General features: G+C 72.2%; 22 protein-coding genes. 8 read left to right on the top strand and 14 right to left on the bottom strand.

What is annotated here, in order from left to right:
• From mreC to ABGB11_RS13360, 6 genes are all read right to left on the bottom strand, one after another.
• Entirely contained in the window at positions 1–1,002 is a 1,002-nt protein-coding gene (mreC, locus tag ABGB11_RS13385) for a rod shape-determining protein MreC (RefSeq protein ID WP_347632377.1), read from the bottom strand.
• A 33-nt stretch (positions 1,003–1,035) separates the two neighbouring features.
• Positions 1,036–2,058 (bottom strand): rod shape-determining protein, encoded by a 1,023-nt coding sequence (locus ABGB11_RS13380; RefSeq protein WP_347632444.1) that lies wholly within the window; start codon positions 2,056–2,058, stop codon positions 1,036–1,038.
• 316 nt (positions 2,059–2,374) lie between these two features.
• On the bottom strand, positions 2,375–2,785 hold the full coding sequence (gene ndk / locus ABGB11_RS13375; RefSeq protein ID WP_347632375.1) for a nucleoside-diphosphate kinase: 411 nt from the start codon (positions 2,783–2,785) through the stop codon (positions 2,375–2,377).
• Positions 2,786–2,831: 46 nt separating this feature from the next.
• Positions 2,832–4,337: a hypothetical protein gene (locus ABGB11_RS13370; RefSeq protein ID WP_347632373.1), complete on the bottom strand. Its 1,506-nt coding sequence runs from the start codon at positions 4,335–4,337 to the stop codon at positions 2,832–2,834.
• 114 nt (positions 4,338–4,451) lie between these two features.
• Complete coding sequence (locus ABGB11_RS13365; protein ID WP_347632442.1) at positions 4,452–4,796, bottom strand: DUF4233 domain-containing protein; 345 nt, start codon at positions 4,794–4,796, stop codon at positions 4,452–4,454.
• Positions 4,797–4,801: 5 nt separating this feature from the next.
• Positions 4,802–6,172, bottom strand: coding sequence for a folylpolyglutamate synthase/dihydrofolate synthase family protein (locus ABGB11_RS13360; RefSeq protein WP_347632440.1), 1,371 nt, complete (start codon positions 6,170–6,172; stop codon positions 4,802–4,804).
• Positions 6,173–6,293: 121 nt separating this feature from the next.
• Here ABGB11_RS13360 and ABGB11_RS13355 point away from each other — a divergent pair, with 121 nt between their 5' ends.
• A complete protein-coding gene (locus tag ABGB11_RS13355) occupies positions 6,294–7,496 on the top strand; it encodes a hypothetical protein (protein ID WP_347632371.1) in 1,203 nt (400 codons plus the stop codon).
• Here ABGB11_RS13355 and ABGB11_RS13350 read toward each other — a convergent pair.
• Both ABGB11_RS13350 and ABGB11_RS13345 read right to left on the bottom strand, forming a co-directional pair.
• Positions 7,468–8,478 carry a hypothetical protein gene (locus ABGB11_RS13350; RefSeq protein ID WP_347632369.1) on the bottom strand — a complete coding sequence of 337 codons (1,011 nt, stop codon included), beginning with the start codon at positions 8,476–8,478 and terminating at the stop codon, positions 7,468–7,470. The two genes, ABGB11_RS13355 and ABGB11_RS13350, sit on opposite strands and share 29 nt — an antisense overlap.
• A 107-nt stretch (positions 8,479–8,585) precedes the next feature.
• On the bottom strand, positions 8,586–11,213 hold the full coding sequence (locus tag ABGB11_RS13345; RefSeq protein ID WP_347632367.1) for a valine--tRNA ligase: 2,628 nt from the start codon (positions 11,211–11,213) through the stop codon (positions 8,586–8,588).
• Positions 11,214–11,382: 169 nt separating this feature from the next.
• Between ABGB11_RS13345 and ABGB11_RS13340 the strand changes: the two genes are divergently transcribed.
• Complete coding sequence (locus ABGB11_RS13340; protein WP_347632365.1) at positions 11,383–12,183, top strand: sensor histidine kinase; 801 nt, start codon at positions 11,383–11,385, stop codon at positions 12,181–12,183.
• Positions 12,180–12,836 carry a response regulator transcription factor gene (locus ABGB11_RS13335; RefSeq protein ID WP_347632363.1) on the top strand — a complete coding sequence of 219 codons (657 nt, stop codon included), beginning with the start codon at positions 12,180–12,182 and terminating at the stop codon, positions 12,834–12,836. The genes ABGB11_RS13340 and ABGB11_RS13335 overlap by 4 nt, the downstream gene beginning before the upstream one ends.
• Before the next feature lie 75 nt (positions 12,837–12,911).
• On the opposite strand, the gene clpX is transcribed toward ABGB11_RS13335, so the two are convergent.
• From clpX to tig, 4 genes are all read right to left on the bottom strand, one after another.
• The gene (gene clpX, locus ABGB11_RS13330; RefSeq protein WP_089329243.1) at positions 12,912–14,186 is read right to left on the bottom strand and encodes an ATP-dependent Clp protease ATP-binding subunit ClpX; all 1,275 of its coding nucleotides are present in this window, start codon (positions 14,184–14,186) and stop codon (positions 12,912–12,914) included.
• Positions 14,187–14,357: 171 nt separating this feature from the next.
• Positions 14,358–15,041, bottom strand: a complete 684-nt coding sequence (locus ABGB11_RS13325; RefSeq protein WP_347632361.1) for an ATP-dependent Clp protease proteolytic subunit — start codon at positions 15,039–15,041, stop codon at positions 14,358–14,360.
• A 28-nt stretch (positions 15,042–15,069) separates the two neighbouring features.
• Positions 15,070–15,702, bottom strand: coding sequence for an ATP-dependent Clp protease proteolytic subunit (locus ABGB11_RS13320; RefSeq protein WP_347632438.1), 633 nt, complete (start codon positions 15,700–15,702; stop codon positions 15,070–15,072).
• Between the two features lie 238 nt (positions 15,703–15,940).
• Positions 15,941–17,443, bottom strand: coding sequence for a trigger factor (gene tig, locus ABGB11_RS13315; RefSeq protein WP_347632359.1), 1,503 nt, complete (start codon positions 17,441–17,443; stop codon positions 15,941–15,943).
• A 297-nt stretch (positions 17,444–17,740) separates the two neighbouring features.
• On the opposite strand from tig, the gene ABGB11_RS13310 reads away from it, so the two are divergent.
• On the top strand, positions 17,741–18,883 hold the full coding sequence (locus tag ABGB11_RS13310) for a hypothetical protein (RefSeq protein ID WP_347632357.1): 1,143 nt from the start codon (positions 17,741–17,743) through the stop codon (positions 18,881–18,883).
• Positions 18,884–18,895: 12 nt separating this feature from the next.
• Here the strand turns inward: ABGB11_RS13310 and ABGB11_RS13305 are convergent, their stop codons facing one another.
• Positions 18,896–21,403 (bottom strand): Tex family protein, encoded by a 2,508-nt coding sequence (locus ABGB11_RS13305; RefSeq protein WP_347632355.1) that lies wholly within the window; start codon positions 21,401–21,403, stop codon positions 18,896–18,898.
• A gap of 202 nt (positions 21,404–21,605) precedes the next feature.
• Here ABGB11_RS13305 and ABGB11_RS13300 point away from each other — a divergent pair, with 202 nt between their 5' ends.
• Together ABGB11_RS13300 and ABGB11_RS13295 are read left to right on the top strand one after the other, a co-directional pair.
• Positions 21,606–22,892, top strand: a complete 1,287-nt coding sequence (locus ABGB11_RS13300; protein WP_347632353.1) for a sensor domain-containing protein — start codon at positions 21,606–21,608, stop codon at positions 22,890–22,892.
• Positions 22,844–23,488 (top strand): response regulator transcription factor, encoded by a 645-nt coding sequence (locus ABGB11_RS13295; protein WP_347632351.1) that lies wholly within the window; start codon positions 22,844–22,846, stop codon positions 23,486–23,488. The genes ABGB11_RS13300 and ABGB11_RS13295 overlap by 49 nt, the downstream gene beginning before the upstream one ends.
• Before the next feature lie 25 nt (positions 23,489–23,513).
• Here the strand turns inward: ABGB11_RS13295 and ABGB11_RS13290 are convergent, their stop codons facing one another.
• The gene (locus ABGB11_RS13290; RefSeq protein ID WP_347632349.1) at positions 23,514–23,930 is read right to left on the bottom strand and encodes a cupin domain-containing protein; all 417 of its coding nucleotides are present in this window, start codon (positions 23,928–23,930) and stop codon (positions 23,514–23,516) included.
• Between the two features lie 60 nt (positions 23,931–23,990).
• Here ABGB11_RS13290 and ABGB11_RS13285 point away from each other — a divergent pair, with 60 nt between their 5' ends.
• On the top strand, positions 23,991–24,461 hold the full coding sequence (locus tag ABGB11_RS13285) for a MarR family transcriptional regulator (protein WP_347632347.1): 471 nt from the start codon (positions 23,991–23,993) through the stop codon (positions 24,459–24,461).
• Between the two features lie 194 nt (positions 24,462–24,655).
• Positions 24,656–26,485, top strand: a complete 1,830-nt coding sequence (locus tag ABGB11_RS13280) for a glycosyl hydrolase family 18 protein (RefSeq protein ID WP_347632345.1) — start codon at positions 24,656–24,658, stop codon at positions 26,483–26,485.
• The last annotated feature ends 18 nt before the right edge of the window (positions 26,486–26,503 follow it).

The raw sequence follows: 26,503 nt of genomic DNA, 5'->3' as shown, positions 1-26,503 counted from the left end.
TCAGTCCCCCGGGCTCGGATTCGTGGACGGGCTCCTCGTGCCGCTCGGCCGCGCCCTCGGGCCGCCGCTCGCCGACGGGCTCGGGCTCGCGCTCGCGCTCGCCGAGGGCGTCGGAGGCGGCGGGGGCTTGGGCGGCAGCACCGCGTCCCGCGGATCGGTCTTCGGCGGCGCGACCACGACGGCGACGACGTCCAGGCTGGTGAACCGGACGAACGGCCGCACGTAGGCGGTGCGGGTCAGCCCGCCGGTGGCCTTCTCGATCCGCTCGACCACGCCGATCGGCACGCCCGGGACGTACGGCCGCTGGCCCTGCGACCCGAGCGTGACGATCCGCTGGCCGACGCGGATCGGCGCGGCGGCGTCCAGGAGCTGGAACCGCAGCGGCGTCACGCCGCCCCTGCCGAGGCCGCGGCGGCCGCGGCCCTGGGTGATCCCGATCTCCTTGGAGTCCTCCAGGCGGGAGCCGATCGAGGACGTCTGGTCGGTGGCCAGCAGCACGGTGGACGTCGCGGGCCCGACCCGGGTGACGCGGCCGACGAGCCCGTCGGCGCTCATCACGGTCATGTCGGGCTTGATGCCGTTGCGGCTGCCGACGTCGATGGTGACGGTGTCCTCGAAGCCCTGCCCGGCGGAGATGACCTGCGCGGCGCGGATCTTGTAACCGCCCATCCCGGCGGTGCCGAGCAGCCGCTGGAGCTGCGCGGAGCGGTCCTGGTCGAGCCGGGTGGAGCGCAGCTGCTCGCGCAGCTTCTGGTTCTGTCGTTCCAGCCGGTCGGCGCGGCGCCGCTCGCCGGGCGCGTCGGTGATCGCGTCGAAGGTGTCGCTCACCGGCCGGACGACGGACGCCGACGCCCGCTCCACCGGCCCGAACACCGTCGCGCCGAGGCCGCGCAGGCCGCGCAGCGGGGAGTCCGCCCCGCCGCGGTAGTCAACGGTGATCATCGTGAGCGCCACGACCAGCAGCGCGCCGAGGATCACACGGGTGCGCCGGGTGTCCTTCACCCACCGACCTCCGGTTTCTCTGGTCAGCCGGGGTTAGTGCCGCCGCTCCGGCACGAGCACCTGCCGGAGCGATTCGAAGTCCTCGACGCACTTGCCGGTGCCGAGCACCACCGAGTCGAGCGGGTTGTCCACCAGGTGGATGGGCATCCCGGTCTCCTCGCGGAGCCGCTCGTCGAGGTTCTTCAGCAGCGCGCCGCCGCCGGTCAGGGCTATCCCGCGATCCATGATGTCGCCGGAGAGCTCGGGCGGGCACTTGTCGAGAGTGGTCTTCACCGCGTCCACCACGGCGTTGACCGGCTCCTCGATGGCCCGCCGGACCTCCTCGGCGGAGATCACCACGGTCTTCGGCAGCCCGCTCACGAGGTCGCGGCCCCGGATCTCGGCGTGCGGCTCCTCGTCGCCGCCGGGATAGGCCGATCCGATCGCCATCTTGATCTCCTCGGCGGTACGTTCCCCGAGCATCAGGGAGTACTCCTTCTTGGAGAACGAGATGACGGCCTGGTCGAGCTCGTCGCCGCCGACGCGGACCGACTGGCTGGTGACGATGCCGCCGAGCGAGATGATCGCGACCTCGGTGGTGCCGCCGCCGATGTCGACCACCATGTTGCCGGTCGGCTCGTAGACGGGCAGGCCGGCGCCGATCGCGGCGGCCATGGGCTCCTCGATGATGTAGACCCGGCGGGCGCCGGCCTGGTAGCCGGCCTCCTTCACCGCGCGCTGCTCCACCCCGGTGATCCCGCTCGGCACCGCCACCACGATCCGCGGCTTGGCGAAGTGCCGGCGCTTGTGCACCTTCTGGATGAAGTAGCGCAGCATCCGCTCGGTGACGTCGAAGTCGGCGATGACGCCGTCCTTCAGCGGGCGGACCGCGACGATGTTGCCGGGCGTTCGGCCGATCATCCGCTTCGCCTCGATGCCGACCGCGACGATCCTTCCGGTGTTCCTATTGATCGCCACGACGGAGGGTTCGTTGAGGACGATGCCACGCCCGCGTACGTACACCAAGGTGTTGGCGGTGCCTAGATCGACCGCCATGTCACGGCCAAGAAACGACAGCTTGTTACCCATGAAGAAAGGGAGCCCTTCATGATTGACGGGCGTGTATAGCGGCGTGTCCATCGTAACGTGCACCCCCGCCCGCGGGCAGTCACCCCCGCGCCGCGCGTCGCGAAAAAAACGCTCCCTGACCAGCCCGGTTTTCCATAAAAGAAACCACGCGGGCCTGACCTCCGGCCCCCACTCCGGCGAGTCCGGCACCACCCCTTCGGGCGCACCCCGGTGCCGCCATTCACGGGCAGGCGCGCGGCGCGAGCGCAGCGAGCGCGACGCGCCTGCCCGTCACGACGGGGCTCCGGGGGCGGGCCTTCGGAGGTCAGCCCAGCTCGGGGAAGAAGAGCTTGATCTCGCGCTCCGCGGAGTAGGTGGAGTCGGAGCCGTGCACGATGTTCTCGCCGATCTCCAGGGCGAAGTCGCCGCGGATGGTGCCGGGCGTGGCGCTGACCGGGTCGGTCGCGCCGGCCAGGGCGCGGAACGCCTCGATGGCGCGCGGGCCCTCGACGACCATGGCGACGAGCGGGCCGCCGGTGATGAAGTCGACCAGCTCGCCGAAGAAGGGCTTGCTGGAGTGCTCCTCGTAGTGGGCCTCGGCGGTCTCGCGGGCGAGCGTGCGCAGTTCCAGCGCGACGAGCGTCAGGCCCTTGCGCTCGATCCGGGAGATGACCTCCCCGATGACACCGCGGCGGACGCCGTCGGGCTTGACCAGGACAAGAGTGCGCTCGGACACGGGTGTTTCTCCTCGACGAATTTCGGATTGGATGAGCGCGCGAATACTACCCGGCCCGCGGGCCGGGAGCGGCATTCCCGGAGAGTTGCACGGCGGCCGGGCGGGCGTTTTCCGCGCGCCGGACGCGGAGGCGGGCGGTGACGCCGGCGAGCAGCGCGGCGGCGACCCCGGCGGCGACCAGCCAGACGCGGTAGCCCTCCAGCAGCGCGTCCAGCCGCTGGGCCTCCGTCGTCGGCCGCAGCCGCTGGAGCCGTCCGGCCTGCAGCGACAGGACGGCGAGCTGCCCGGCCAGCACGGCGGGAAAGCACAGCGACAGGCCGAACAGCGCGCCGCCGGCGCCCGCGTCCCGCAGCGAGGCGGCCAGGGCCAGGCCGGCCCCGGCGCCGAGGAGGACGAGGGCGGCGAGCAGCGTCCTGCCGTCCCGGGTCCCGGCGGCGAGGCCGGTCAGCGGGGCGGCCGCCATCAGGAGGCATCCGGCGGGGACGGCGGCGCGGCCCGCGCGGGCGGCGGCGAGCGCCCCGGCGAGCGCGGCGCAGGCCCCCGCGGCGAACGGCAGGGGCGGCCGGCCCGCGGCGCCGTCGAGAGGGAGACCGGCCCCGGCGAGCCCGGCCAGCGGGCCCGCGACGGGCTGGCAGAGCAGGCCGGCGGCGATCATGACGATCGCGCAGCCCGACGGGTCGGCCGCCTCGGCCTCCCGCCCGCCGGCGAGGGCGAGGCCGACCAGGGCCGGCAGCGCGAGACCGGCGACGAGAAGCCGCGCGCCGGGCGACCAGCCGTGCGCGGCGACGACGCCGAGGTAGGCCGAACCGGTCACCGGGACGGCCGCGAGGAGGAGCCGGCCGCGCTCGGGACGCTTCGACGGCGGCAGCCTCCACGGGCCGCGCCCGCGCAGGAGCGGGTAGGCGATGGCGGCTCCGGCGGCGGCCACCGCGAGCGGCGGTGAGGGGGCGAGCGCGGCGCTCCAGTCGCGGGCGATGCCGCCCTCCGGCGGGACGGCGCCCAGCGCCAGCGGCATCGCGAGGACGAGCGCGCCCGCGAGGGCGCCCGCCCAGACCGCGGCCAGGGTCCGGCTGCGCCGCTCCCACACGAGGACGAGCGAGGCGGGCAGGACGATCCCGGCACCCGCGCCCTGGACGGCGCGGACCGTCCCGGCGAGGGCCACCGAGTGGGCGAACCGGGCGGCCCACAGCCCGGCCAGCAGGGCGACCAGGCCCGCGACGAGGACGGCCCACGCGGGGAGCCTGCGCGCGGCGACGGCGCCGAGCGGGACCGCGGCGACCAGCGCGGGCAGCGACAGGCCGGTGGCGCGCAGCAGCGCGGGGACGTCGCCGCGGCCCAGGCCGAGCGCGTGCGCGGCGGCGGGCACGACGTTGACCGACGCGTCGGGGACCACGAGGACGGCGGCCGGCACGGCGGTGAGCGTCAGCAGCAGCGTGCCGAGCGCCGCGAACCGGCGCCGCGCGGCCCCCTCGGCGGCTTCCTGTGCGGCGTCCCCGGTGGGAGGGCCGGCGGCCGGGGACCGTGGCGCGTGCGCGCGTGAGCGAGAGGACACGGATTGCTCCTTGGGACGTCATCCACCGCACGCGCATTTCCCAAAAGAGAAAGATGTCCAAAATAAGCGTTAAATGGAATTCGCGGGGCGGACGGAATGCTGCTCCCCGCGAACTTAGCGCGGCTGCGCGCTCCCCACCTTGCGTCCCAGCCAAATGGCCGTCGCCCAGAGCGCCCCGAACACGACACCGAGGAAGAACATGGCCGGCACCATGAACCCGGTCGCGATGACGAGCACCTGCAGGACGGTGCCCGCCGGAACCGCCCACGGGAACCGCAGCAGCCCGGCCATCACCAGGCAGACGGCGGCCAGCCCGCCGCACACGCCGCCCGCGGTCGCGCCGTCCACGTCCAGCACCGTCACCGCCACCGGGATCGCCAGCGCGATCACGATGGCCTCGCAGGCCAGCACCGTGGCGAGCAGCCGCCGCGCCGGGTTCGGGGCCGTCCCCGTCCGCATCGCCGTCACCGGCCTTCCCCGACGCGCAGCAGGACCCGGGCGTCGCCCGCCGTGACCACCGAGCCGGTGATCAGGACGCCGGCGCCCCGGTACTCGCCGGTCTCCTCGGCGAGCCCGATCGCCCGGTCGATCGCGTCGTCCAGGCGCTCGGCGACATGGACGCGCTCGGGGCCGAAGATGCTCTCGGCGAGCTCGGCCAGCTCCTCGGGCGCCATCGAGCGCGGCGAGGAGTTGCGGGTGACCACCAGCTCCGCCAGGACGGGTTCGAGCTGGTCGAGGACGCCCGCGACGTCCTTGTCGGCGCCGATGGCGACCACTCCGGCGAGCCGGGTGAAGCCGAACGACTCGGTGACCGTGGCGACCGTCGCCGCCATCCCGGCCGGGTTGTGCGCCGAGTCCAGCAGGACGGTCGGGCCCGTCCGCGCGACCTCCAGCCGTCCCGGCGAGGCCGACTTGGCGAAGCCGCTGCGCACGAGCGCCGGATCCAGCTGGCCCTCGTCGCCGCCGATGTAGGTCTCCCCCGGCGCGATCCGGGTCGCGGCCTCCAGGTTGGGCTCCCCCCGCGTCGGCGCGCCGCTCGCGAACGCCTCCACGGCGGCGAGCGCGGTGGCCGCGTTGCTCGCCTGGTGCTCGCCGAACAGCGGCAGGAAGATCTCGTCGTAGACGCCGTGCAGGCCCCGCAGGCTGAGCTGCTGGCCCCCGACCGCGACGTCCCGGCCGAGGACGCCGTACTCCACGCCCTCGCGCGCCACCGCGGCGCCGGTCTCCACGACCCGCCGCAGCAGCACCTCGGCCGCCTCGACCGGCTGCTGCGCCAGCACCGCGACCGATCCCGGCTTGATGATGCCCGCCTTCTCCCCGGCGATCTCCTCCAGCGTGTCGCCCAGGTAGCGGGTGTGGTCCAGCCCGATCGGGGTGATCACCGCGACCGCGCCGTCCGCCACGTTCGTGGCGTCCCACACCCCGCCCATGCCGGCCTCGACCACCGCGACGTCGACCGGCGCGTCCGCGAACGCCGCGAACGCCATCGCCGTGAGGACCTCGAAGAACGACAGCCGCGCCGGGTGCTTGTCGTCGATCAGCTGGAGGTAGGGCAGGACGTCGTTGAACGTCTCGACGAACCGCTCCTCGGAGACGGGCTCGCCGTCGATCGCGATGCGCTCCCGCAGCGTCGTCATCTCGGGGCTCGTGTAGAGCCCGGTGCGCAGCCCGCGCTCGCGCAGCAGCGCCTCGATCAGCCGGGCCGTGCTGGACTTGCCGTTCGTCCCGGCGATGTGGATCACCGGGTACGCGCGGTGCGGCTCCCCCAGGACGTCCACCAGGTCGCGGATCCGGTCGAGGGTCGGGTCGATCTCCCACTCGACGCCGCGTCCCATGATCGCGCCTACGGTGGCCCTGTAGTCGGACGGCTCGGTTACCTGACTCACGGTCACAGAGCCTACTCGGCGGGACCCGTGCCCCCGCCCACCCCCACACTGGAGGCCCCACACTGGAGGCATGGAGGTGTTCTACCGGGAGTGGGACCGGCGCGCTCCGGGCGAGGCCCGCGACCTCGGGCGGGCCCGCGCGCTCGCCGGCGTGCTCGGCCTCCTCGAACCGGGCGTTCCCGTCCTGACCGTCGTCGGTTCCAAGGGAAAGGGAACGGCGGCGACGTACGCATCGGCCTTCCTCGGGGCCGCCGGTCTTCGCGTGTGCACCGTCACGAGCCCCGCTCTGCGCAGCGACCGCGAGCGGATCAGGGTCGACGGTAAGGCCGTCACCGCCGAGGAACTCTCCGTCCTCGGGGACGCCCTTGAACGGGCCGTCGCCGAGCTCCCCCCGCCGTCCGGGGGCTACCTGTCGCCGTCGGGCCTGTTCACGATCGCCGGTGTCCTGCACGCCGCGAGGAACCGCGCGGACGCGATCGTCCTTGAGGCCGGGATGGGCGGGCGCTCCGACGAGGTCGCCCTGTTCCCGCCGGACGTCGCCGCCGTCACGCCGATCTTCAACGAGCACGCCGGGGTCCTCGGCGGCACGGTGCCGGAGATCGCCGCGGAGAAGCTCGGCGTGGCCGGTCCTTCGACGCGCGTCGTGTCGGCGCCGCAGTCCGCCGAGGTCGCCCGCGTCCTCGGCGGGGCGGAGGTCGCCGAGCCCGGCGCCGCCGGCGTCCCCGTCGAAGTACTGCCTCCCGGTCTGGGACGCGCCGCGGCGGAGCTCGGCGTCGTGGCCGCGCGCCGCCTCCCCGGCACCACCGAACCGCCCGCCGCGGACCTGCGGGAGGTGCTGTCCTCCGTGATCCTGCCGGGACGCCTGTCCCAGCACGACGTCCCCGGGTCGGCGACGCGGCTGCTCGTCGACTCCGCCGTCGACCGGACCGGCATCGCCGCCGCGCTCGGCGCCGCGCGGAAGGCCTGGGGCGCGATCGACCACGCCGTCGTCTGCCTCCCCGACCACAAGGACCTGGACGGGGCCGTCACCGAGCTGGGCGCGCTGCCCGTGACGTTCGTGCGGCTGCCGCTGCCGCACCTCCGCTTCACCCGTCCCCTGCCGGACACGTGGGACGTCGTCGACGCGCACGCCATCACACCGGAGTCGCTCGCGACGCTCGGGCACCGCGTGCTCGTCCTCGGCACGGTCTACTTCACGGGGTTCGTCCTGGACGTGGTGGACGCCGGAACCGAACGCCTCTACGTCACTTCGACTTCTCGACGTCCTTCCTGATCCGGCGCATCACGTCCGCCACCAGCGGGAACTGCGGGTTCAGCGTGGGGAGGTTGGAGGCGACGATGCCGAAGGAGTCCTTGGTCGCCCAGGCGCAGTACGTGTGGGTCTCGGCGAGGACGGCGAACTGGCCGCAGACCGCCTTGCCGCCCTTCGAGCCCGGATCGGCGTCCTGCCCCGAGATGAACGTCGTCGGCTGCGCCTTCTGCAGGAAGTCCGCCGGATTGCCGACCTGGCCCGTCCCGCCCGCGAACAGCACGTTGAGCCGGCCCACCGGCTCCTCGGTGTAGACCGCGAGGCCGTTCTTGGCGACCGGAACGCCGCCCGCGTCGACGGCGCCCGCCACGAACGGGTAGGCGGCGCTCGCCTGCGGCGCGGTCAGGCCGTCCCGGCGCAGCCCGCCGGCCACCGCGCCCGCGTTGATCACTTTCTTGGACGCGGGCGTGCCCGTCGTGCGGGCGTCCTTGGCGGCGCCGCCGACCGTCCGGACCGCGAGCGCGGCCGCGGCGAGCATCACGACGGCGACCATGACGCCGCCCGCGAGCAGCAGGATCTTCGGCGGGCGCCTGCGCCGGACGGGTGGCGCACCCGTCACCGGAGGCAGCGGGCCGGTCCCGTCCGGGAGCACCGGGTGCGCGCCGGACCCGTCCGGAAGGACGCCCTGCGGGCCGGTGCGGACGACCGGATGCGCGCCCGAGCCGTTCGCCGGGCCGGGCATCACCTGCGGGCCCGTGCCGTCGCGGAGGACCGGGAACGGGCCCGACCCGTCCCGCGGCGCGGGCAGCACCTGGGGCCCGGTGCCGTTGACCGGCGCGTGCGGGCCCTTCCCGTCGCCGTAGTCCACCGACCACCACGGGCGCAGGCCGCGCAGGGGCTCGGCGCCGGCCTCCGGGGCGTCCCCGTCCTCGATGACCTGCGCGCCGTCGAGGTCATCGCCGGACGGGGAGTCCGGCGCGCCGGACCGACCTGGTGACTCGGCCATTGCACTCCCGATGGTTCACGTACCGCCACAGGCCCGCAGGCCCACCCGGATGGTAACCGCGGCGGCGCCCGCCGCGCCGAAAGATCGCCCGGTCGGGGGCACCGCTGTCAGGACCGGTCCGCCGGGAGCCCGGCGAGCTGCGCCTCCAGGCGGCCGATGTCCGCCTCCGCCTGGGCGAGCCGCTCCCGGTTCTTCGCCACGACCGCCTCCGGGGCCTTCGCCATGAACGCCTCGTTCCCGAGCTTGCGGCGCGCCTGGTCGACCTCCTTGCGGGCGGCGGCGAGGTCCTTCTCCAGCCGCTTGCGCTCGGCGGCGACGTCGATCGCGCCCGCGGTGTCGAGGTGCACCTTGACGTCCTCGACCGGCAGGGACGCCGTCGATGAGAACTCCTCGCCCGGCTCGGTGAGCCGCAGCAGCGCCCGGATGCCGTCCTCGTGGTCCTGCAGGGCCGAGCCGTTCCACTCGATGCGCGCGGCGACCCGCTGGCCGGGCTTGAGCCCCTGGTCGGCCCGGAACCGCCGCACCTCGGTCACCATCCGCTGCAGCGAGCCGACCAGCTCCTCGGCGGCGCCGTCCGCCCGGCCCCGCTCGGCGGCCGGCCAGGGCGCGGTGACGACCGTCGCACCGCCGGTGAGGGACGTCCACAGCTCCTCGGTGACGAACGGGACGACCGGGTGGAGCAGGCGCAGCAGGTTGTCGAACACCTCGCCGAGGACGCGCCGGGTCGTCCCGGCCCGCTCGTCGGCGAGCTGCACCTTCGCCAGCTCGACGTACCAGTCGCAGACCTCGTCCCACGCGAAGTGATAGAGCGCCTCGCACGCCTTGGCGAAGTCGTAGGCCTCCAGGTGCCCGTCCACCTCGGCGATGACGGCCTGCAGGCGGGACAGGATCCACGCGTCCACGGTGGACACCTCGGCCGGGACCTCGCCGCGGACGTGCGCGCCGTTGATGAGCGCGAACCGGGTCGCGTTCCACAGCTTGTTGCAGAAGTTGCGCGACCCCTGGGCCCAGTCCTCGGCGACCGGGACGTCGCCGCCCGGGTTCGCGCCGCGCAGCAGGGTGAAGCGGGTCGCGTCGGCGCCGTAGCGGTCGATCCAGTCGAGCGGGTCGATGACGTTCCCGAACGACTTGGACATCTTCTTGCCGAACTGGTCGCGGACCATCCCGTGCAGGGCGATGGCGTCGAACGGCTGGACGCCGTCCATCGCGTAGAGCCCGAACATCATCATCCGGGCAACCCAGAAGAACAGGATGTCGTAGCCCGTGACCAGCACGGACGTCGGGTAGAACCGCTTGAGGTCGGGTGTCTCGTCCGGCCAGCCGAGCGTGGAGAACGGCCACAGCGCGGAGGAGAACCAGGTGTCGAGGACGTCGGTGTCCTGCGTCCAGCCGGCGGGCGGCTCCTCCTCCGGCCCGGGGCAGACGACCTCGCCGTCCGGCCCGTACCAGACCGGGATGCGGTGCCCCCACCACAGCTGCCGGCTGATGCACCAGTCGTGCATGTTGTCGACCCACTCGAAATAGCGGGCCGCCATCTCCGGCGGGTGGATCGCCACGCGGCCGTCGCGGACGGCGTCGCCCGCCGCCCGCGCGAGCGTCTCGACCTTCACGAACCACTGGAGCGACACGCGCGGCTCGACGACCGTGGAGCAGCGCTGGCAGTGCCCGACCGAGTGCTTGTAGGGACGGACCTCCGCGACGATCCGGCCCTGCTCGCGCAGCGCCGCGACGACCGCCGGGCGCGCCTCGAACCGGTCGAGCCCCTCGAACGGGCCGGGCGCGGTGACGACACCGCGCTCGTCCATGGCCGACAGGGACGGCAGGTCGTGCCGCCGCCCGATCTCGAAGTCGTTCGGGTCGTGCGCCGGGGTCACCTTCACCGCGCCGGTGCCGAACGCCGGGTCGACGTGCTCGTCGGCGACGACCGGGATGCGGCGGCCGGTCAGCGGAAGCTCGATCTCCCGCCCGACCATGCGGGCGTAGCGCTCGTCGTCCGGGTGGACGGCCACGGCGGTGTCGCCGAGCATCGTCTCCGCCCGGGTGGTCGCGACGACGATCTCGTCCTCGCCGGAGCCGTACCGGATCGAGACCAGCTCGCCGTCGACCTCCTCGTGCTCGACCTCGATGTCGGACAGCGCGGTCAGGCAGCGCGGGCACCAGTTGATGATGCGCTCCGCGCGGTAGATCAGCCCGTCGTCGAACAGCCGCTTGAAGATCGTCCGGACGGCGCGGGCCCGGTCGTCGTCCATCGTGAACGCCTCGCGCGTCCAGTCGACGGAGTCGCCGAGGCGGCGCATCTGGCCGAGGATCCGGCCGCCGGACTCGGCCTTCCACTGCCACACCCGCTCGACGAACGCCTCGCGCCCGAGGTCGTGCCGCGACAGGCCCTCCTTCGCCAGCTCGCGCTCCACCACGTTCTGGGTCGCGATGCCCGCGTGGTCCATGCCGGGCACCCACGCGGTCTCGTGGCCCTGCATGCGGCGCCGCCGGACGAGGGTGTCCTGGATGGAGTGGTCGAGGGCGTGCCCCATGTGCAGCGAGCCGGTGACGTTCGGCGGCGGGATCACGATCGAGAACGCGGGACGGCCGGGGGCGCGCTCGGGGTCGGCGGTGAACAGCCCCTCCGATACCCACCGCTCGTAGAGCCGGCCCTCGACATCGGCCGGTCGGTACTGGGTGGGCAGGTCGACGTCCGCGGCGGCCTCCCGGCCGCGCTCAGTGCTGGGCTGTGTCACGGCTGACGATTCTACGGGGACCGGAGGGGTGGCGGGCGCAGGCGGCCCGGACGTCCCCAGAGAGCGTTTTCCCGTGGCGGTCGGGACACAGGTCACCTGACATCGGGTCGCCCCGCCCGCAAGGGTGAGGGCGACGACCGCCAGGCCGGGGCAGAGGGAGAGGGACGGGATGCGAGCGGTACTGGCACGCGCCGCCGTGCTGGCCGGCGCGTTCACCGCGGGGGCCGTGGCGGCGCGCGCCGCGACCCTGCCCCACCTCCGCCGCCTCACCTCCGACCTGCAGCGCTCCCGCGAGCGGATCCTCGCCAGCCGCGAGGAGGAGCGGCGGCAGCTGCGCAACGACCTGCACGACGGCCTCGGCCCGACGCTGGCGAGCCTCGCGATGTCGCTGGACGCCGCCCGCATCACCCTCGCCTGCGAACCGGAGCGGATGGACCCGCTCCTCGCCGACGTCCGGGACCGGCTGGCGACCGCCGTCGGGGAGATCCGCGACCTCGCGCACGGGCTGCGGCCCCCCGCGCTGGACGACCTCGGCCTCGTCGCGGCCATCGAGTCGTTCGCCGAGGGCTGCTGCGAGCGCGTCGACGTCCGGTTCGACGGGGAGCCGGCCGGGCTGCCGGCGGCGGTGGAGGTCGCGGCGTACCGGATCGCGCAGGAGGCCCTGACGAACATCCGGCTGCACGCGCCCGGAAGCACCGCGACGGTCCGGCTCAGCCGCGACGAGGCACTGCACCTGATGGTCGCCGACACCGGGCCCGGCCTGCCCGAGTCCGCCCGCAACGGCGGGCAGCCGCGGCCGCGTCGCGGCATGGCCTCGATGAAGGAGTGGGCCGCCGAGGTCGGCGGAAGCTGCGTGTTCTCGTCCCGCAACGGCGGCGGGACCGTCGTCACCGTCCGGCTCCCGCTCGCCGCAGCGGAGACCGCCGCCGGGTACCATCGTCCCTCGACCGGAGAGGGCGGACGGAGATGACGGAGACCATCCGGGTCCTCATCACCGACGACCACCCGGTGTTCCGGCAGGGGCTGAAAGGGCTGCTGCAGGCGCTCGGGGTGGACGTCGTGGGCGAGGCCGAGAACGGGCCGGACGCGGTGAGGCTCGCCGCCGACCTGCAACCCGACGTCGTCGTGATGGACCTGCACATGCCCGGCGGCAACGGCATCGAGGCGACCCGAACCATCACCCGCACCAGCCCGCGCATCGGCGTGCTGGTGCTCACGATGTTCCGCGACGACGACTCCGTCTTCGCGGCGATGCGCGCCGGCGCCCGCGGCTACCTGCTGAAGGAGTCCGGCGCCGAGGAGATCGCCCGCGCGGTGAAGGCGGTCGCGGCGGGCGAGGCCATCTACGGCCCGGAGATCGCGCGCCGGGTCCTCACCTACTTCACCGACATGCCCGACCCGAGGCAGGCCGCGTTCCCGCAGCTCACCGAGCGGGAACGGGAGGTCCTCGAACTGATCGCGCAGGGCCGCAGCAACGCCGAGATCGCCGCGACGCTCTTCCTCAGCCAGAAGACCGTTCGCAACCACGTCTCGAACATCTTCATGAAGCTGCACGTCGCCGACCGCGCCCAGGCCATCGTCCTCGCCCGCGAGGCCGGCCTGGGCGAGTCCACCACCCGCTAGCCGTACCGACCACACGGAAAGCCGGCCGCACACGGGAACACCCCCGGCCGGGCGGCCGGGGGTGTCTCCGTTCGGTCATGCGCTCTTTTCTCGCGGCTCGCGCTTGGGGCGGTCGCGGGGGACGAGGGTCGGGTTGACGTGCTCCAGGACGGCCTCGCGGGTGATGACGACGCGGGCGACGTCCTGGCGGCTCGGTACCTCGTACATCACCGACAGCAGCACCTCCTCCATGATCGCGCGGAGGCCGCGGGCGCCGGTGCCGCGCAGGATGGCCTGGTCGGCGATGGCCTCCAGGGCGTCGTCGGTGAACTCCAGGTCGACCCCGTCGAGTTCGAAGAGGCGGTGGTACTGGCGGACCAGCGCGTTCTTCGGCTCGGTGAGGATGTTGATGAGGGCCTCGCGGTCCAGGTTGTGCACCGAGGTGATCACCGGCAGCCGGCCGATGAACTCCGGGATCATCCCGAACTTGAGCAGGTCCTCCGGCATCACGTCGCCGAGCACCGCCGACGACTCCTCGAAGTCGGACTTGGAGCGGATCTGCGCGCCGAAGCCCATGCCCTGCTTGCCGACCCGGGACTCGACGATCTTCTCCAGGCCGGCGAACGCGCCGCCGCAGATGAACAGCACGTTGGTGGTGTCGATCTGGATGAACTCCTGGTGCGGGTGCTTGCGGCCGCCCTGCGGCGGAACGCTCGCGGTGGTGCCCTCCAGGATCTTCAGCAGGGCCTGCTGGACGCCCTCTCCGGAGACGTCCCGGGTGATCGACGGGTTCTCGCTCTTGCGGGCGACCTTGTCGACCTCGTCGATGTAGATGATCCCGGTCTCGGCCTTCTTGACGTCGTAGTCGGCCGCCTGGATCAGTTTGAGGAGGATGTTCTCGACGTCCTCCCCCACGTAGCCGGCCTCCGTCAACGCCGTGGCGTCCGCGATGGCGAACGGGACGTTGAGGAGCTTTGCGAGAGTCTGCGCGAGCAGCGTCTTACCGGATCCGGTGGGGCCGAGCAGCAGGATGTTCGACTTGCCGATCTCGACCGGGTCGTCCCGGCCGGTGTCACCCGACTGGATCCGCTTGTAGTGGTTGTAGACGGCGACCGACAGGGCCTTCTTCGCCGTCTCCTGCCCGATGACGTAGGAGTCGAGGAACTCGTAGATCTCCCGCGGCTTGGGCAGGTTGTCCCACTTGAGGTCGGAGGTCTCGGAGAGCTCCTCCTCGATGATCTCGTTGCAGAGATCGATGCACTCGTCGCAGATGTACACGCCCGGACCCGCGATGAGCTTCTTGACCTGCTTCTGGCTCTTCCCGCAGAACGAGCACTTGAGCAGGTCACCACCGTCGCCGATGCGTGCCACCCAACCGTCTCCTTTTCGTGGGGCCGTCCGCCTTGGAGGATGCGGCGCAGCTGGTTGCGTCCCGAAGGCTCACGACGTTGGTTCGACGTTACCGCCTCCAGCGGACTTGGAAAGCCCCTCGCCCGGAAGTGTGACGACCGGGCTGGGGGACTCCCTCGTCCTCGTGCCGTCTCAGGACGACACTACCTCGGCCTTACGCTTCCTGCTGGCGAAGACGTCGTCGATGAGGCCGTAGTCCTTCGCCTCCTCCGCCGTGAGGATCTTGTCGCGCTCGATGTCGCGGCGGACCTGGTCGATGCTCCTGCCGCTGTGCTCGGCCAGGATGCTCTCCAGCAGCTCGCGGATGCGCATGATCTCGCGTGCCTGGATCTCGATGTCGCTGGACTGGCCGTAGGTGCCCTCGGTCGCGGGCTGGTGGATCAGGATCCGCGAGTTGGGCAGCGCCGCCCGCTTGCCCGGCGTCCCGGCGGCGAGCAGGACCGCGGCCGCGGACGCGGCCTGGCCGATGCACACCGTCTGGATGTCCGGCTTGACGAACTGCATCGTGTCGTAGATCGCCGTCATGGCGGTGAACGAGCCGCCGGGCGAGTTGATGTAGATGCTGATGTCGCGGTCGGGGTCGATCGACTCCAGCGTGATCAGCTGGGCCATCACGTCGTTGGCGGACGCGTCGTCGATCTGCACGCCGAGGAAGATGATGCGCTCCTCGAACAGCTTGTTGTACGGGTTCATCTCCTTGACCCCGTACGTGGTGCGCTCGACGAACGACGGAATGATGTAGCGGTTGTCGACCGGCTTCGGGCCGGCGTCGGGCCGGACCGTATCGGTGAAGCCGGGGCGGATCAGGTCGCTCATGGTGTGCCTCCGATGAGAGTTCGAGCCGTCAGGAGACCGGGCCCTCGGAGGGCACCTGGGTCGCGCTCAGCACCACGTGGTCGACGAAGCCGTAGTCCTTGGCCTCGTCGGCGGTGAACCAGCGGTCGCGGTCGGAGTCGCGCTCGATCTGCTCGAGCGCCTGGTCCGTGTGTTCGGCGATCTTCTCGGCGAGCGTCTTCTTCACGTACAGCATCTGCTCGGCCTGGATCTTGATGTCGGACGCCGTGCCGCCGATGCCGCCGGACGGCTGGTGCATCATGATCCGCGCGTGCGGCAGGGCGTACCGCTTGCCCCGGGTGCCCGCGCAGAGCAGGAACTGGCCCATCGACGCGGCCAGGCCCATCCCGACCGTGACGATGTCGTTGGGGACGTACTGCATGATGTCGTAGATCGCCATGCCGGCGGTGACGGAGCCGCCGGGCGAGTTGATGTAGAGCGTGATGTCGCGGCGGCCGTCCTCGGCCGACAGCAGCAGGAGCTCGGCGCAGATGCGGTTGGCGATGTCGTCGTCGACCTGCTGGCCGAGGAAGACGATGCGTTCGCGCAGCAGGCGCTGGAACAGCTGGTCGCCGAGAGGCAGCAGGGGCGCCTCGGCCACCCGCGCCTGGATCCGCGACGACTCGTCGAAAGTCGGAGGCATGCTCACCGGGTGTTCCTCCGGTCCTTTTACTCGGTTCGGATGATTGGACATTAACGCGCGCCAGGGCCCGGTTAAGCCGGGGGACCCGGCTTTTCGCCAGGGGCGTACCCCGGGCCGTCCCGCCGACCCTCGCGTTCCGGACGATCTTCGCCCGCGCGGCACCCGGTTCACCCCACGCAAAACGGACGCCCCGCACCCTGGGAACGGATGCGGGGCGGCCCGGTGCGCGGAGGACGCCTCAGGCGTCCTTGTCCTTCGCGTCCTGCTCGTCCTTCGCCTCGGCGGCCGGGGCCTCCTCAGCGGCGTCCTCAGCCGCCTCAGTCGCCTCTGCCGGGGCCGCCTCGTCGGCGCCCTCGGCGCTTTCGGCGTCCTCAGCGGTCTCAGCGTCCTCAGCGTCCTCGGCCTGGACGGTCTCGCCGTTCAGCTCGCGCTGGAGGGCATCGACGTCGATCTCGTTGCCGGACTCGTCCTTGACGGTGACGTGCTCGACGACGAGATTCAGCGCCTTGCTGCGCAGGACCTCCGAGACGATCGCCGGAAGCTGGTTGTTCTGCGTGAGGTACTCGGCGAGCTGCTGGGGCTGGACGCCCATCTGCATCGCCTGCGTGACGACGTACTCGCTGAGCTCCTCGTTCTCGACGCCCAGCTCCTCCTGGACGGCGAGCTGGTCGAGGACGAACCCGCCCTTGACCGCGAGCCGGGCGGCGTCGGCGACCTCGGCGTCGAACTCCTCCTCGGACTTCTCCTCTTCGTTGAGGTAGTCCTCCTTGGACATGCCGGCCATCTGCAGCTGCTGCTCCAGCTGCTGGTTGCGGCGGCCGACCTCCTCCTCCACGACCTTGTCGGGCAGCGGGATGTCGACCTTCTCCAGCAGCGCCTCGAGGGCCTTGTCGCGCGCGTCCGACAGCTGCTGCGCCTTGACCTGCCGGCCGAGCCGCGTCCGGACGTCCTCGCGCAGCTCCTCGATCGTGTCGAACTCGCTGGCGAGCTGGGCGAACTCGTCGTCCAGGTCGGGCAGGTTCTTCACCTTGACGCTCTGCACGGTGACGGTGATCTCGGCTTCCTCGCCGGCGTGCTCGCCGCCGGGCAGGGTGCCGGTGAAGGTCGTCTCCTCGCCCGCTGCCAGGCCGGTGATCGCCTCGTCCAGCCCCTCGACGGACGACTTGCTGCCGACCTCGTAGGAGTAGCCGGTGGTGGAGGCGTCCTCCACCTCCTCACCGTCGATCTTCGCGGCCATGTCGATGGTGACGAAGTCGCCCTCCTCGGCGGCGCGCTCGGCGCCGGTGAGGGAGGCGAACCGCTCGCGCAGGTTGCCGAGGGTCTCCTCGACCTGCTCGTCGGTGACCTCGGCGTCGTCGACGACGACCTCCAGGCCGTCGTAGTCGGGCACCTCGAACTTCGGCCGGATGTCGACCTCGGCGGTGAACGCGAACTGGGTGCCGTCCTCCAGCTCGGTCACCTCGACGTCGGGCTGCCCGAGCACGAAGATCTCGGTCTCCTCGACGGCGCGGCCGTACAGTTCCGGAAGCGCGTCGTTGACCGCCTCCTGCAGGACCGCACCCCGGCCGACGTACTTGTCGATCAGCGGGGCGGGGACCTTGCCGGGCCGGAAGCCCTTGATCCGCACCTGCTGGGAGATCTCCTTGTACGCCTTGTCGAGGTTCGGCTTGAGCTCGTCGAACGGAACCTCGACGGTGAGCTTGACCCGCGTGGGGGTCAGCTCCTCGACATCGGTCTTCACTGGGGTCGGTCTCCTTGATCGGGCGCTGTCTCGGCCGCGGCGTTCGACGCGTGCTCTTCCTCTTCTGCCTGCGAGCCCCTCGGCCTGCGCGCAGCGGGCTGCGCCGGTGTGCTTGTCGGCCGGTCAGTCTCTCAGCGGCGCGGGCACGCCAAGATACGGCTCCGCGCCTTCGCGCGGCCAGTCTATGGGGTCGCGGCCCCGGCTGCGGACATCGGACGCCTACAAGACCGGCGAATCGCGTCAACGACGCCGCACAGGCGGTGACATAAGGGACCCAAGCCCCCATACTCGTCCGGGATGAACGGGATAGCCGCGGCGTTCAGTGCGACCGCTCTTTACTACCTCGGGTTCGCCGTCTTCAAACTGGCGGCGGACCGGATGCCGCCCGTACGGGGCAACCGCATCCCGCACATGATCTGGTCGATCGTGAGCAACTGGATCTTCCTCATCGCGCTCGGGGTCGTCCTCGGCGGGCTCACGCTGCAGATCATCGCGCTGCGGAACCTGCCGCTGTCCACCGCCGTGCCGATCTTCATGTCCGGCGTCGTCCCGCTGCTCCTCATCGCGCTGGTCTTCTTCGGCGAGCGGCTGACCGGGCGCGAGTGGCTCAGCCTGCTGCTGATCGGCGCGGCGATCCTGCTGCTGACCGGGTCGCTCAGCGGGGACGAGCCGATCAGCTCGGCGGACGCTCCGCTGTGGAAGATCGCGGTGGTGGTCGCGCCGGCGGTCGCGGTGCCGGTGCTGATCCTCGTCCTCGGCGACCACCGGCCGGACGGCCGGCACGCCCGCCCGATCACCGGGATCGCCTACGGGCTGAGCTGCGGGTTCCCGGTGGGCACCGCGGAGCTGGCGATCAAGGGGTGGAGCGACGACGCGCACGCGTCCAGCCTGCGGATCGCCGCGACGGCCTGGCCGTACCTGACCGTGCTGGCGGCGGCCATCGGGTTCGGGATCATGGTCATGGCGTTCCAGCGGTGCCGGGTGTCGATCGTGGCCACCGTGATGACGGTCACCGCCAAGACCTACCTGCTGATCATGGGCACCTTCCTCTACGGGGAGCCGTGGCCGCAGGACGCGGCGCACTCCGCGATACGGCTCGGCGCGCTGGCGCTGGGCGCGGTCGCCGTCCTGCAGTTCCCACGGCACCGGCCGATCCCGGAGGAGCCGGCCGACCCGTCCCGCGCCAGGGCGGACGAGGTGTCCGCCTCCGCCGACCCGTTCGGAAGCCCGTCCATCGGCGGGCCCGTACTCGGCGTGCCGCACTTGGGGCAGGTACCGCCGCGGATACCGCCGCAGCGTTCGCCGCTCGGGCAGGACCAGCCCGGCCGTCCCGAGGGCTCGCCGAGCCGCGCCGAGCCGCCGCATCCGCGGCGGCCCGTCCGTCCGCAGAGCCCGACCGAGACGGGCTCCGACGGACGGTGGCGCGGCTTCGGCGAGTAGCGTCCGCCGGGCTCAGCGGCCCTTGCGGTCCTTCCCGGGGAGGCCCTTGTCCAGGCCGGCGCGGCGCAGGGCGTCGGCCATGGCGCCGCCACCGGAGATGTCGCCGCCTCTCTGCCCCCCGCCTCGCTGTCCCCCGCCTCGCTGACCGCCGCCTCGCTGACCGCCGCCTCCCTGGGCGCCGCGGTTCTGCCCGCCGCGCCCACCGCCGCGCGGGTTCTGGGCGCCGCGGTTCTGCCGCCGGCCCCGGTCGCCCGGCTCGCCGCGCCGGCCGCCGCCGCCCTGCTGGTCGCGGCCGGGCTCGTCGTCCAGCCGCAGGGTGAGCGAGATCCGCTTGCGCTGCAGGTCGACGTCCAGGACCTTCACCCGGACGATGTCGCCCGGCTTGGCGACCTCGCGCGGGTCCGAGACGAACTTGTCGGACATCGCGGAGATGTGGACGAGCCCGTCCTGATGGACGCCGACGTCCACGAACGCGCCGAACGCGGCGACGTTGGTGACGACGCCTTCGAGGATCATCCCCGGTTCGAGGTCGGAGAGCTTGTCGACGCCCTCCTTGAACGTGGCGGTCCGGAACGCCGGGCGGGGGTCGCGGCCGGGCTTCTCCAGCTCGGCGAGGATGTCGGTGACGGTCGGCAGCCCGAACGTGTCGTCGACGAAGTCCTCCGGCTTGAGGGAGCGCAGGACGGCGGTGTTGCCGATGAGCCCCTTGATGTCGTTGCCGGCCGTGTCGAGGATCCGGCGGACGACCGGGTACGCCTCCGGGTGCACGCTGGAGGCGTCCAGCGGGTCGTCGCCGCCGGGGATGCGCAGGAAGCCCGCGCACTGCTCGAACGCCTTCGGGCCGAGCCGCGGGACGGTCTTCAGCCCCGCGCGGCTCCGGAACGGACCGTTGGCGTCGCGGTGCGCGACGATGTTCTCCGCGAGGCCCTCGCCGATGCCGGACACGCGGGTGAGCAGCGGCGGGGACGCGGTGTTGACGTCCACGCCGACCGCGTTCACGCAGTCCTCCACGACGGCGTCGAGGGAGCGCGACAGCTTCATCTCGGACACGTCGTGCTGGTACTGGCCGACGCCGATCGACTTGGGGTCGATCTTGACCAGCTCGGCGAGCGGGTCCTGGAGGCGGCGGGCGATCGACACCGCGCCGCGCAGCGAGACGTCCATACCGGGCAGCTCGCGCCCGGCGTACTCCGACGCCGAGTACACCGACGCGCCCGCCTCCGACACCATGATCTTGGTGAGCTTGAGGTCGGGGTGGCGGGCGATCAGGTCGGCGGCGAGCTTGTCGGTCTCCCGGGACGCGGTGCCGTTGCCGATGGAGACCAGGTCGACCTTGTGCTCGCGGGCGAGCCGGGCGAGGGTCTCGATCGACTCGTCCCACTTCCGGCGCGGCTCGTGGGGGTAGATCGTGTCGGTGGCGACGACCTTGCCGGTGGCGTCCACGACGGCGACCTTCACGCCGGTGCGCAGCCCCGGGTCCAGGCCCATGGTGGCGCGGGTGCCCGCGGGCGCGGCGAGCAGGAGGTCGCGCAGGTTGGCGGCGAACACGCGGACCGCCTCGTCCTCGGCCTCCTGCCGCAGCCGGGTGCGCAGGTCGATGCCGAGGTGGACGAGGATCCGGGTGCGCCAGGCCCAGCGGACGACGTCCGAGAGCCATGTGTCGGCCGGCCGGCCCTGGTCGGTGATCTGGAACCGGCGCGCGATCTCCACCTCGTAGGAGCTGCGCGCGGCCGGGTCGTCGCCGGCGTCCTCGGGCTCCAGGTCGAGGTCGAGGACCTCTTCCTTCTCGCCGCGGAACAGCGCGAGGACGCGGTGCGACGGCAGCTTCGCGAACGGCTCGGAGAACTCGAAGTAGTCGGCGAACTTCGCGCCCGCCTCCTGCTTGCCGTCCCGGACGCGCGAGACCATCCGGCCCTGGTTCCACATGCGCTCGCGCAGCGCGCCGATGAGGTCGGCGTCCTCGGCGAACCGCTCGACGAGGATGGCGCGGGCGCCCTCCAGCGCGGCGGTCTCGTCCGCGACGCCCTTCTCGGCGTCCACGTAGGCGGCCGCCTCGGTCCGCGGATCGCGGTTCGGGTCGTCCAGCAGCGCCTCGGCGAGCGGTTCGAGCCCGGCCTCGCGGGCGATCTGCGCCTTGGTGCGCCGCTTCGGCTTGTACGGGAGGTAGATGTCCTCCAGCCGCGCCTTGGAGTCGGCCGTCATGATGCGGGCCTTCAGCTCATCGGTGAGCTTGCCCTGCGACTCCACCGACTCCAGGATCGCGGCGCGGCGCTCGTCCAGCTCGCGCAGGTAGCGGAGCCGCTCCTCCAGCGCGCGGAGCTGGGCGTCGTCGAGCGCGCCGGTCGCCTCCTTGCGGTAGCGGGCGATGAACGGGACGGTCGCCCCGCCGTCGAGCAGGTCCACCGCGACCCGCACCTGTCCCTCGCGGACGCCGATCTCTCCGGCGATCCGCTCGGTGATGGGCCGGATGGCGGGCTCGGTGCCCTGGCCGTCGGGCGTCTGGCTGATGGTCGCTGTCACAGCTTGGATTCGCTTTCTCCCCTGGATGTCGCCAGTGCATTGTCCAGGGAACGGGGCCTGTTGTCTTCTCGCCGCCCGAGGACGGTGGGCCTAACTCCACCCGCCGCGGGTGGAAGAGGGGGTCTAGCACCACCGAGCCTTCGCACGCCAGCGGCCAGAATGGGGGCACGTCCACGGTCATGGCGACTTCTTGGAGGATCAGGTGAGCGAGCAGCTCCGCGGTTATGGGCGCCGCGTCGTCCTCAGCGTCGTCCGCGGGATCGTCCAGATCGTGCTGGCGTACACGGTGAACCTGCCTCTGTTCATCCTGGCCGTGCTGTCGATCGCTTTCATCCCGCTCGGGGCGGGGATCGTGCTCACGCCGGTGGTGTTCCAGGCGATCCGGTCGATCGCCAACCAGCAGCGCGCGTGGGCGGCGGAGTGGTCGGGCGTGACGATCCCCCTCCCGTACCGGCCTGAGCCGCCCAAGGCGGGGCCGTTCAAGCGGCTGGGGTGGATGCTCGGTGATCCGGCGTCCTGGCGTGACCTGTTGTGGACGTTGCTGAACGTGCCGATCGCGCTCGTCCTCGGCGTGCTGGCGGCCGGTTCGACGATCTACGGGCTGGAGGGGGTCTTCGTCGCGCCCTGGATCGCGATGGTCGCCGACTACGGGTGGGGGCCGTTCTGGATGCTGAGCGACTACGGGATGTTCGGCATCGTCGGCACGATCGTGCTGGGCGCGGCGTTGACGGTGGCGTCCGTCCCGCTGGGGCCGATGTTCGTGAAGGCGCACGCGCTGTTCTCCCGGTCGCTGCTCGCGCCGACGAAGGGCGCCTTGACCGAGCGCGTCCAGCGGCTCACCGAGACGCGGTCGGAGACGGTGGACGCCTCGGCCGCCGAGCTGCGCCGCATCGAGCGGGACCTGCACGACGGCGCGCAGGCCCGGCTCGTCGCGCTGAGCATGAACATCGGGCTGGCCGAGGAGATGATGAAGCACGACCCCGAGACCGCGCAGAAGCTGCTGGCCGAGGCGCGCGAGGCCAGCGGGACCGCGCTGACGGAGCTGCGCGACCTGGTCCGCGGCATCCACCCGCCGGTGCTCGCCGAGCGCGGACTGGACGGTGCCGTGCGGGCCCTGGCGCTGACCCTGCCGCTGCCCGTGGACGTCCGGATCGACGTGCCCGGACGGGCCGACGCGCCGGTCGAGTCGGCGGCGTACTTCGCGGTGGCGGAGATGCTCGCCAACGTGGTCAAGCACTCGGCGGCGCGGCGGGCCTGGCTCCAGATCGAGCACACCGGCGACCGGCTGCTCATGATCATCGGGGACGACGGGAGCGGCGGCGCCGACCCCGCGGCGGGGAGCGGCATGCACGGGATCGAGCGCAGGCTCGCGGCGTTCGATGGGACGATGGCCGTGACGAGCCCGCCCGGCGGGCCGACCGTCGTGACCATGGAGTTGCCGTGCGCGTTGTCATCGCCGAAGATCTCGCCCTCCTCAGAGACGGGCTGATCCGCCTGCTCGGCGCGTTCGGATTCGACGTCGTGGAGGCGGTGGACAACGGGCCCTCCCTGCTGCGGGCGCTGACCACCCACCGTCCGGACGTCGCGGTGGTGGACGTCCGGCTCCCGCCGACGTTCACCGACGAGGGCCTGAAAGCCGCGCTGGAGGCCCGCAAGCGGATTCCGGGGCTTCCGGTGCTGGTGCTGTCGCAGCACGTGGAGCAGCTGTACGCGCGGGAGCTGCTGTCCGACAGCACGGGCGGCATCGGCTACCTGCTGAAGGACCGCGTGTCGGACGTCAAGGTGTTCGTGGAGGCGGTGCGCCGGGTCGCGGACGGCGGCACCGCCCTCGACCCGGACGTGGTGTCCCAGCTGCTCACCCGGCACGCCCGCGAGGAGCCGCTGCAGCAGCTGACGCCCCGCGAGCGCGAGGTGCTCGGGCTGATGGCGGAGGGGCGGTCGAACGCCGCGATCGCCGCGAAGCTGTTCGTCACCGAGAAGGCGATCAGCAAGCACACCAACAGCATCTTCGGCAAGCTCGGGCTGCCGCAGTCGGAGGACGACAACCGCCGCGTCCTCGCCGTCCTGGCGTACCTGGGCGCCTGATCACCCCCGCGGTCCCCTCGCCGGCTCACCGCGCCCACGGCGGGACGATCCGCTCGTCGCCCTGCGGCGCGAGCGCGCATTTCTCCGGGTCGACGACGGCGTCCGGGTCGTAGGCGAGGCAGCCGGCGTGAGCGGCGACCACTGCGGTGAACCCGGAGTCGCCGGCCGTCATCTGGCGCGGGGCGTCGGCGGGCAGGACGACGGTGTCGCCGGGCCGCGCCTCCAGCCTGCGGCCGTCCAGGTCGACGGTCGCCGTGCCGTCCAGGAACGTCCACACCTGCTCGGTGTCGAAGGCGTGCCGCGGCCCCGTCTTGCCGGGCACCATGTCGACCCGCCAGACGGCGATGCCGCCGGTGCCTCCCTGGGTCGGTGTAGCGAAGGTGGTCATCACGCCGTTGGGCGTCTCGGTGCGGCGGCTCTCGGCGTCGCGGACGAGCGTCATGGTCCCGATCCCCTAAGTTGGACAACAAGGTTGTCCATATAGTCAACGAGGTTGTCTTTTATGTCAAGCGAGCCTTCCGGCTTCGAGCTGCCGCTGCGGCTGTTCCTCGCCTTCCGCGCGATCATCGACGAGCTGCACGCCGAGCTGGCCCGCGAGGGGCACCCGGAGCTGCGGCCGATGCACGGCTTCGTCTTCCAGGCCATCGGCCCGGACGGCACGACGGCCGTGGAGCTCGGCCGCCGGCTCGGGGTCTCCAAGCAGGCCGCGGGCAAGATGGTCGAGTCGCTGGAGCGGTCCGGGTACGTCGAGCGCGCCTCCGACCCGCGGGACGCTCGGCGCAAGATCGTCCGGCTGACCGGGCGGGGTGTGGACGCACTCGCCCGCTCCGCGCGCATCTTCGACCGGATCCGGGCCGACTGGGCCCGGCGGCTCGGCGCGGACCGCATGCTCGCCCTGGAGGACGATCTCCGCAGGATGACCCCCGCGGACCTGTGGCGCCTCGACATGCCCGGCTGGTTCGGGACGGCCTGAAAAATCTTCCGCGTCCGGTGACCGTACGAGTCCAGGCAGCCGCTTAGACCACTCCCCCGGGCGCCCTCTGGCCTGCCATCAGGCCTTGTCGGCGCCGTCCGGCCCGGTTACCATCTGGCCAATTCTTAGGAAACTTTCCTAAGAGTTGAGCGGGGATTCCTGTCTGCTTCGGGGGCCGGACCGAACGGAGAATCATGTCCAGACCGGGCGGACGGCGGGCCATCGCGCTCGCCGGCGCAGCGACCCTGGCGGTGGCCACCGCCCTGCTCACGGCGCCGCCGGCGTCGTCGGCGGGGGCGGTCACCGCCACCTGCAAGAAGGCCTCCGACTGGGGCACCGGCTTCGACGGGACCTGCACCATCACCAACGGCACCGGCGCCGCGATCAACGGCTGGCGGCTGGAGGCCGACCTGCCGGCCGGCACGTCCGTCGGCAACGTGTGGGACGCGACGAAGGCCGTCTCCGGCAACCACTACACCTTCACCAACGCGACTTGGAACGGGACGATCGCCGCGGGGGCCAGCGCGAGCTTCGGGTTCGGCGGCAGCGGCTCCGGCTGGTTCACCGGCTGCACGGTCAACGGCGCGGCCTGCGACGGCTCCGGCGGCCCCGGCGGCGACACCCAGGCTCCCTCGGCCCCGTCCGGCCTCCGCTCGACCGGCAAGACCGCCACCAGCGTGAGCCTGGCCTGGAACGCGGCAACCGACAACGTGGGCGTCACCGGTTACGACGTCTACAACGGCTCGGCGAAGGCCGCGTCGGTGACGGGCACCAGCGCCACGATCAGCGGGCTGTCCGCCAAGACCGCCTACACGTTCACCGTGAAGGCGCGCGACGCGGCCGGGAACACCTCCCCCGCGTCCGGCGCCGTGTCGGTCACCACCGACGAGGGCGGCGGCGACCCGGTCGCCGGCGACAAGGTCATCGGGTACTTCGCCGAGTGGGGCGTGTACCAGCGGAACTACCACGTCAAGAACATCGAGACGAGCGGGTCCGCCGGCAAGCTGACCCACGTCAACTACGCGTTCGGCAACGTCCAGGGCGGCCGGTGCACCGTCGGCGACAGCTTCGCCGACTACGAGAAGACCTACACGGCCGCCGAGAGCGTCGACGGCGTCGCCGACACCTGGGACCAGCCGCTGCGCGGCAGCTTCAACCAGCTCCGCAAGCTGAAGAAGCTGCACCCCAACCTGAAGGTGCTGTGGTCGTTCGGCGGCTGGACGTGGTCCGGCGGCTTCGGCCAGGCGGCCGCCAACCCGGCCGCGTTCGCCGAGTCCTGCTACAACCTGGTCGAGGACCCGCGCTGGGCGGACGTGTTCGACGGCATCGACATCGACTGGGAGTACCCCAACGCCTGCGGGCTCACCTGCGACACCAGCGGCCCGGACGCGCTGAAGAACGTGCTGTCGGCGCTGCGCTCCAAGTTCGGGTCGAACAACCTCGTGACGGCCGCGATCACCGCCGACGCGAGCGACGGCGGCAAGATGGACTCGGCCGACTACGCGGGCGCCTCCCAGTACGTCGACTGGCTCAACCCCATGACCTACGACTACTTCGGCGCCTGGGCCGCGCAGGGGCCGACGGCGCCCCACTCGCCGCTCACCTCCTACCCGGGCATCCCGCAGGCCGGCTTCAACTCCGCCGAGACCATCGCGAAGCTGAAGGCCAAGGGCGTCCCGGCGAACAAGCTGCTGCTCGGCATCGGGTTCTACGGGCGCGGCTGGACGGGCGTCACCCAGTCCGAGCCCGGCGGCACCGCGACCGGCGCGGCGCCCGGCACGTTCGAGGCCGGCATCGAGGACTACAAGGTCCTCAGGGGCAAGTGCCCCGCGACCGGCACCGTCGCCGGCACCGCCTACGCCAAGTGCGGCAGCGAGTGGTGGAGCTACGACACCCCGTCCACCATCGGCGGGAAGATGGGCTACGCCAAGGACCAGGGCCTGGCGGGCGCCTTCTTCTGGGAGCTGAGCGGCGACACGGCGGGCGGTGAGCTGATCACCGCGATCAAGAACGGTCTCGGCTGAGCTGTTCGCAGAAGGGGA

This window comes from Actinomadura sp. B10D3 (genome assembly GCF_039871695.1).
Lineage (GTDB): Bacteria > Actinomycetota > Actinomycetes > Streptosporangiales > Streptosporangiaceae > Spirillospora > Spirillospora madurae.
This window is presented reverse-complemented; position numbering and strand designations above follow the sequence as displayed.

Excerpts from the sequence above, each read along its gene's own strand:
- ABGB11_RS13365 (WP_347632442.1), bottom strand. The coding sequence starts at position 4,796 with ATGCGGACGGGGACGGCCCCGAACCCGGCGCGGCGGCTGCTCGCCACG.
- ABGB11_RS13360 (WP_347632440.1), bottom strand. The coding sequence starts at position 6,172 with ATGGGACGCGGCGTCGAGTGGGAGATCGACCCGACCCTCGACCGGATC.
- ABGB11_RS13355 (WP_347632371.1), top strand. The coding sequence starts at position 6,294 with ATGGAGGTGTTCTACCGGGAGTGGGACCGGCGCGCTCCGGGCGAGGCC.
- ABGB11_RS13350 (WP_347632369.1), bottom strand. The coding sequence starts at position 8,478 with ATGGCCGAGTCACCAGGTCGGTCCGGCGCGCCGGACTCCCCGTCCGGC.
- ABGB11_RS13340 (WP_347632365.1), top strand. The coding sequence starts at position 11,383 with ATGCGAGCGGTACTGGCACGCGCCGCCGTGCTGGCCGGCGCGTTCACC.
- ABGB11_RS13335 (WP_347632363.1), top strand. The coding sequence starts at position 12,180 with ATGACGGAGACCATCCGGGTCCTCATCACCGACGACCACCCGGTGTTC.
- ABGB11_RS13325 (WP_347632361.1), bottom strand. The coding sequence starts at position 15,041 with ATGAGCGACCTGATCCGCCCCGGCTTCACCGATACGGTCCGGCCCGAC.
- ABGB11_RS13320 (WP_347632438.1), bottom strand. The coding sequence starts at position 15,702 with ATGCCTCCGACTTTCGACGAGTCGTCGCGGATCCAGGCGCGGGTGGCC.
- ABGB11_RS13310 (WP_347632357.1), top strand. The coding sequence starts at position 17,741 with ATGAACGGGATAGCCGCGGCGTTCAGTGCGACCGCTCTTTACTACCTC.
- ABGB11_RS13290 (WP_347632349.1), bottom strand. The coding sequence starts at position 23,930 with ATGACGCTCGTCCGCGACGCCGAGAGCCGCCGCACCGAGACGCCCAAC.
- ABGB11_RS13285 (WP_347632347.1), top strand. The coding sequence starts at position 23,991 with ATGTCAAGCGAGCCTTCCGGCTTCGAGCTGCCGCTGCGGCTGTTCCTC.
- ABGB11_RS13280 (WP_347632345.1), top strand. The coding sequence starts at position 24,656 with ATGTCCAGACCGGGCGGACGGCGGGCCATCGCGCTCGCCGGCGCAGCG.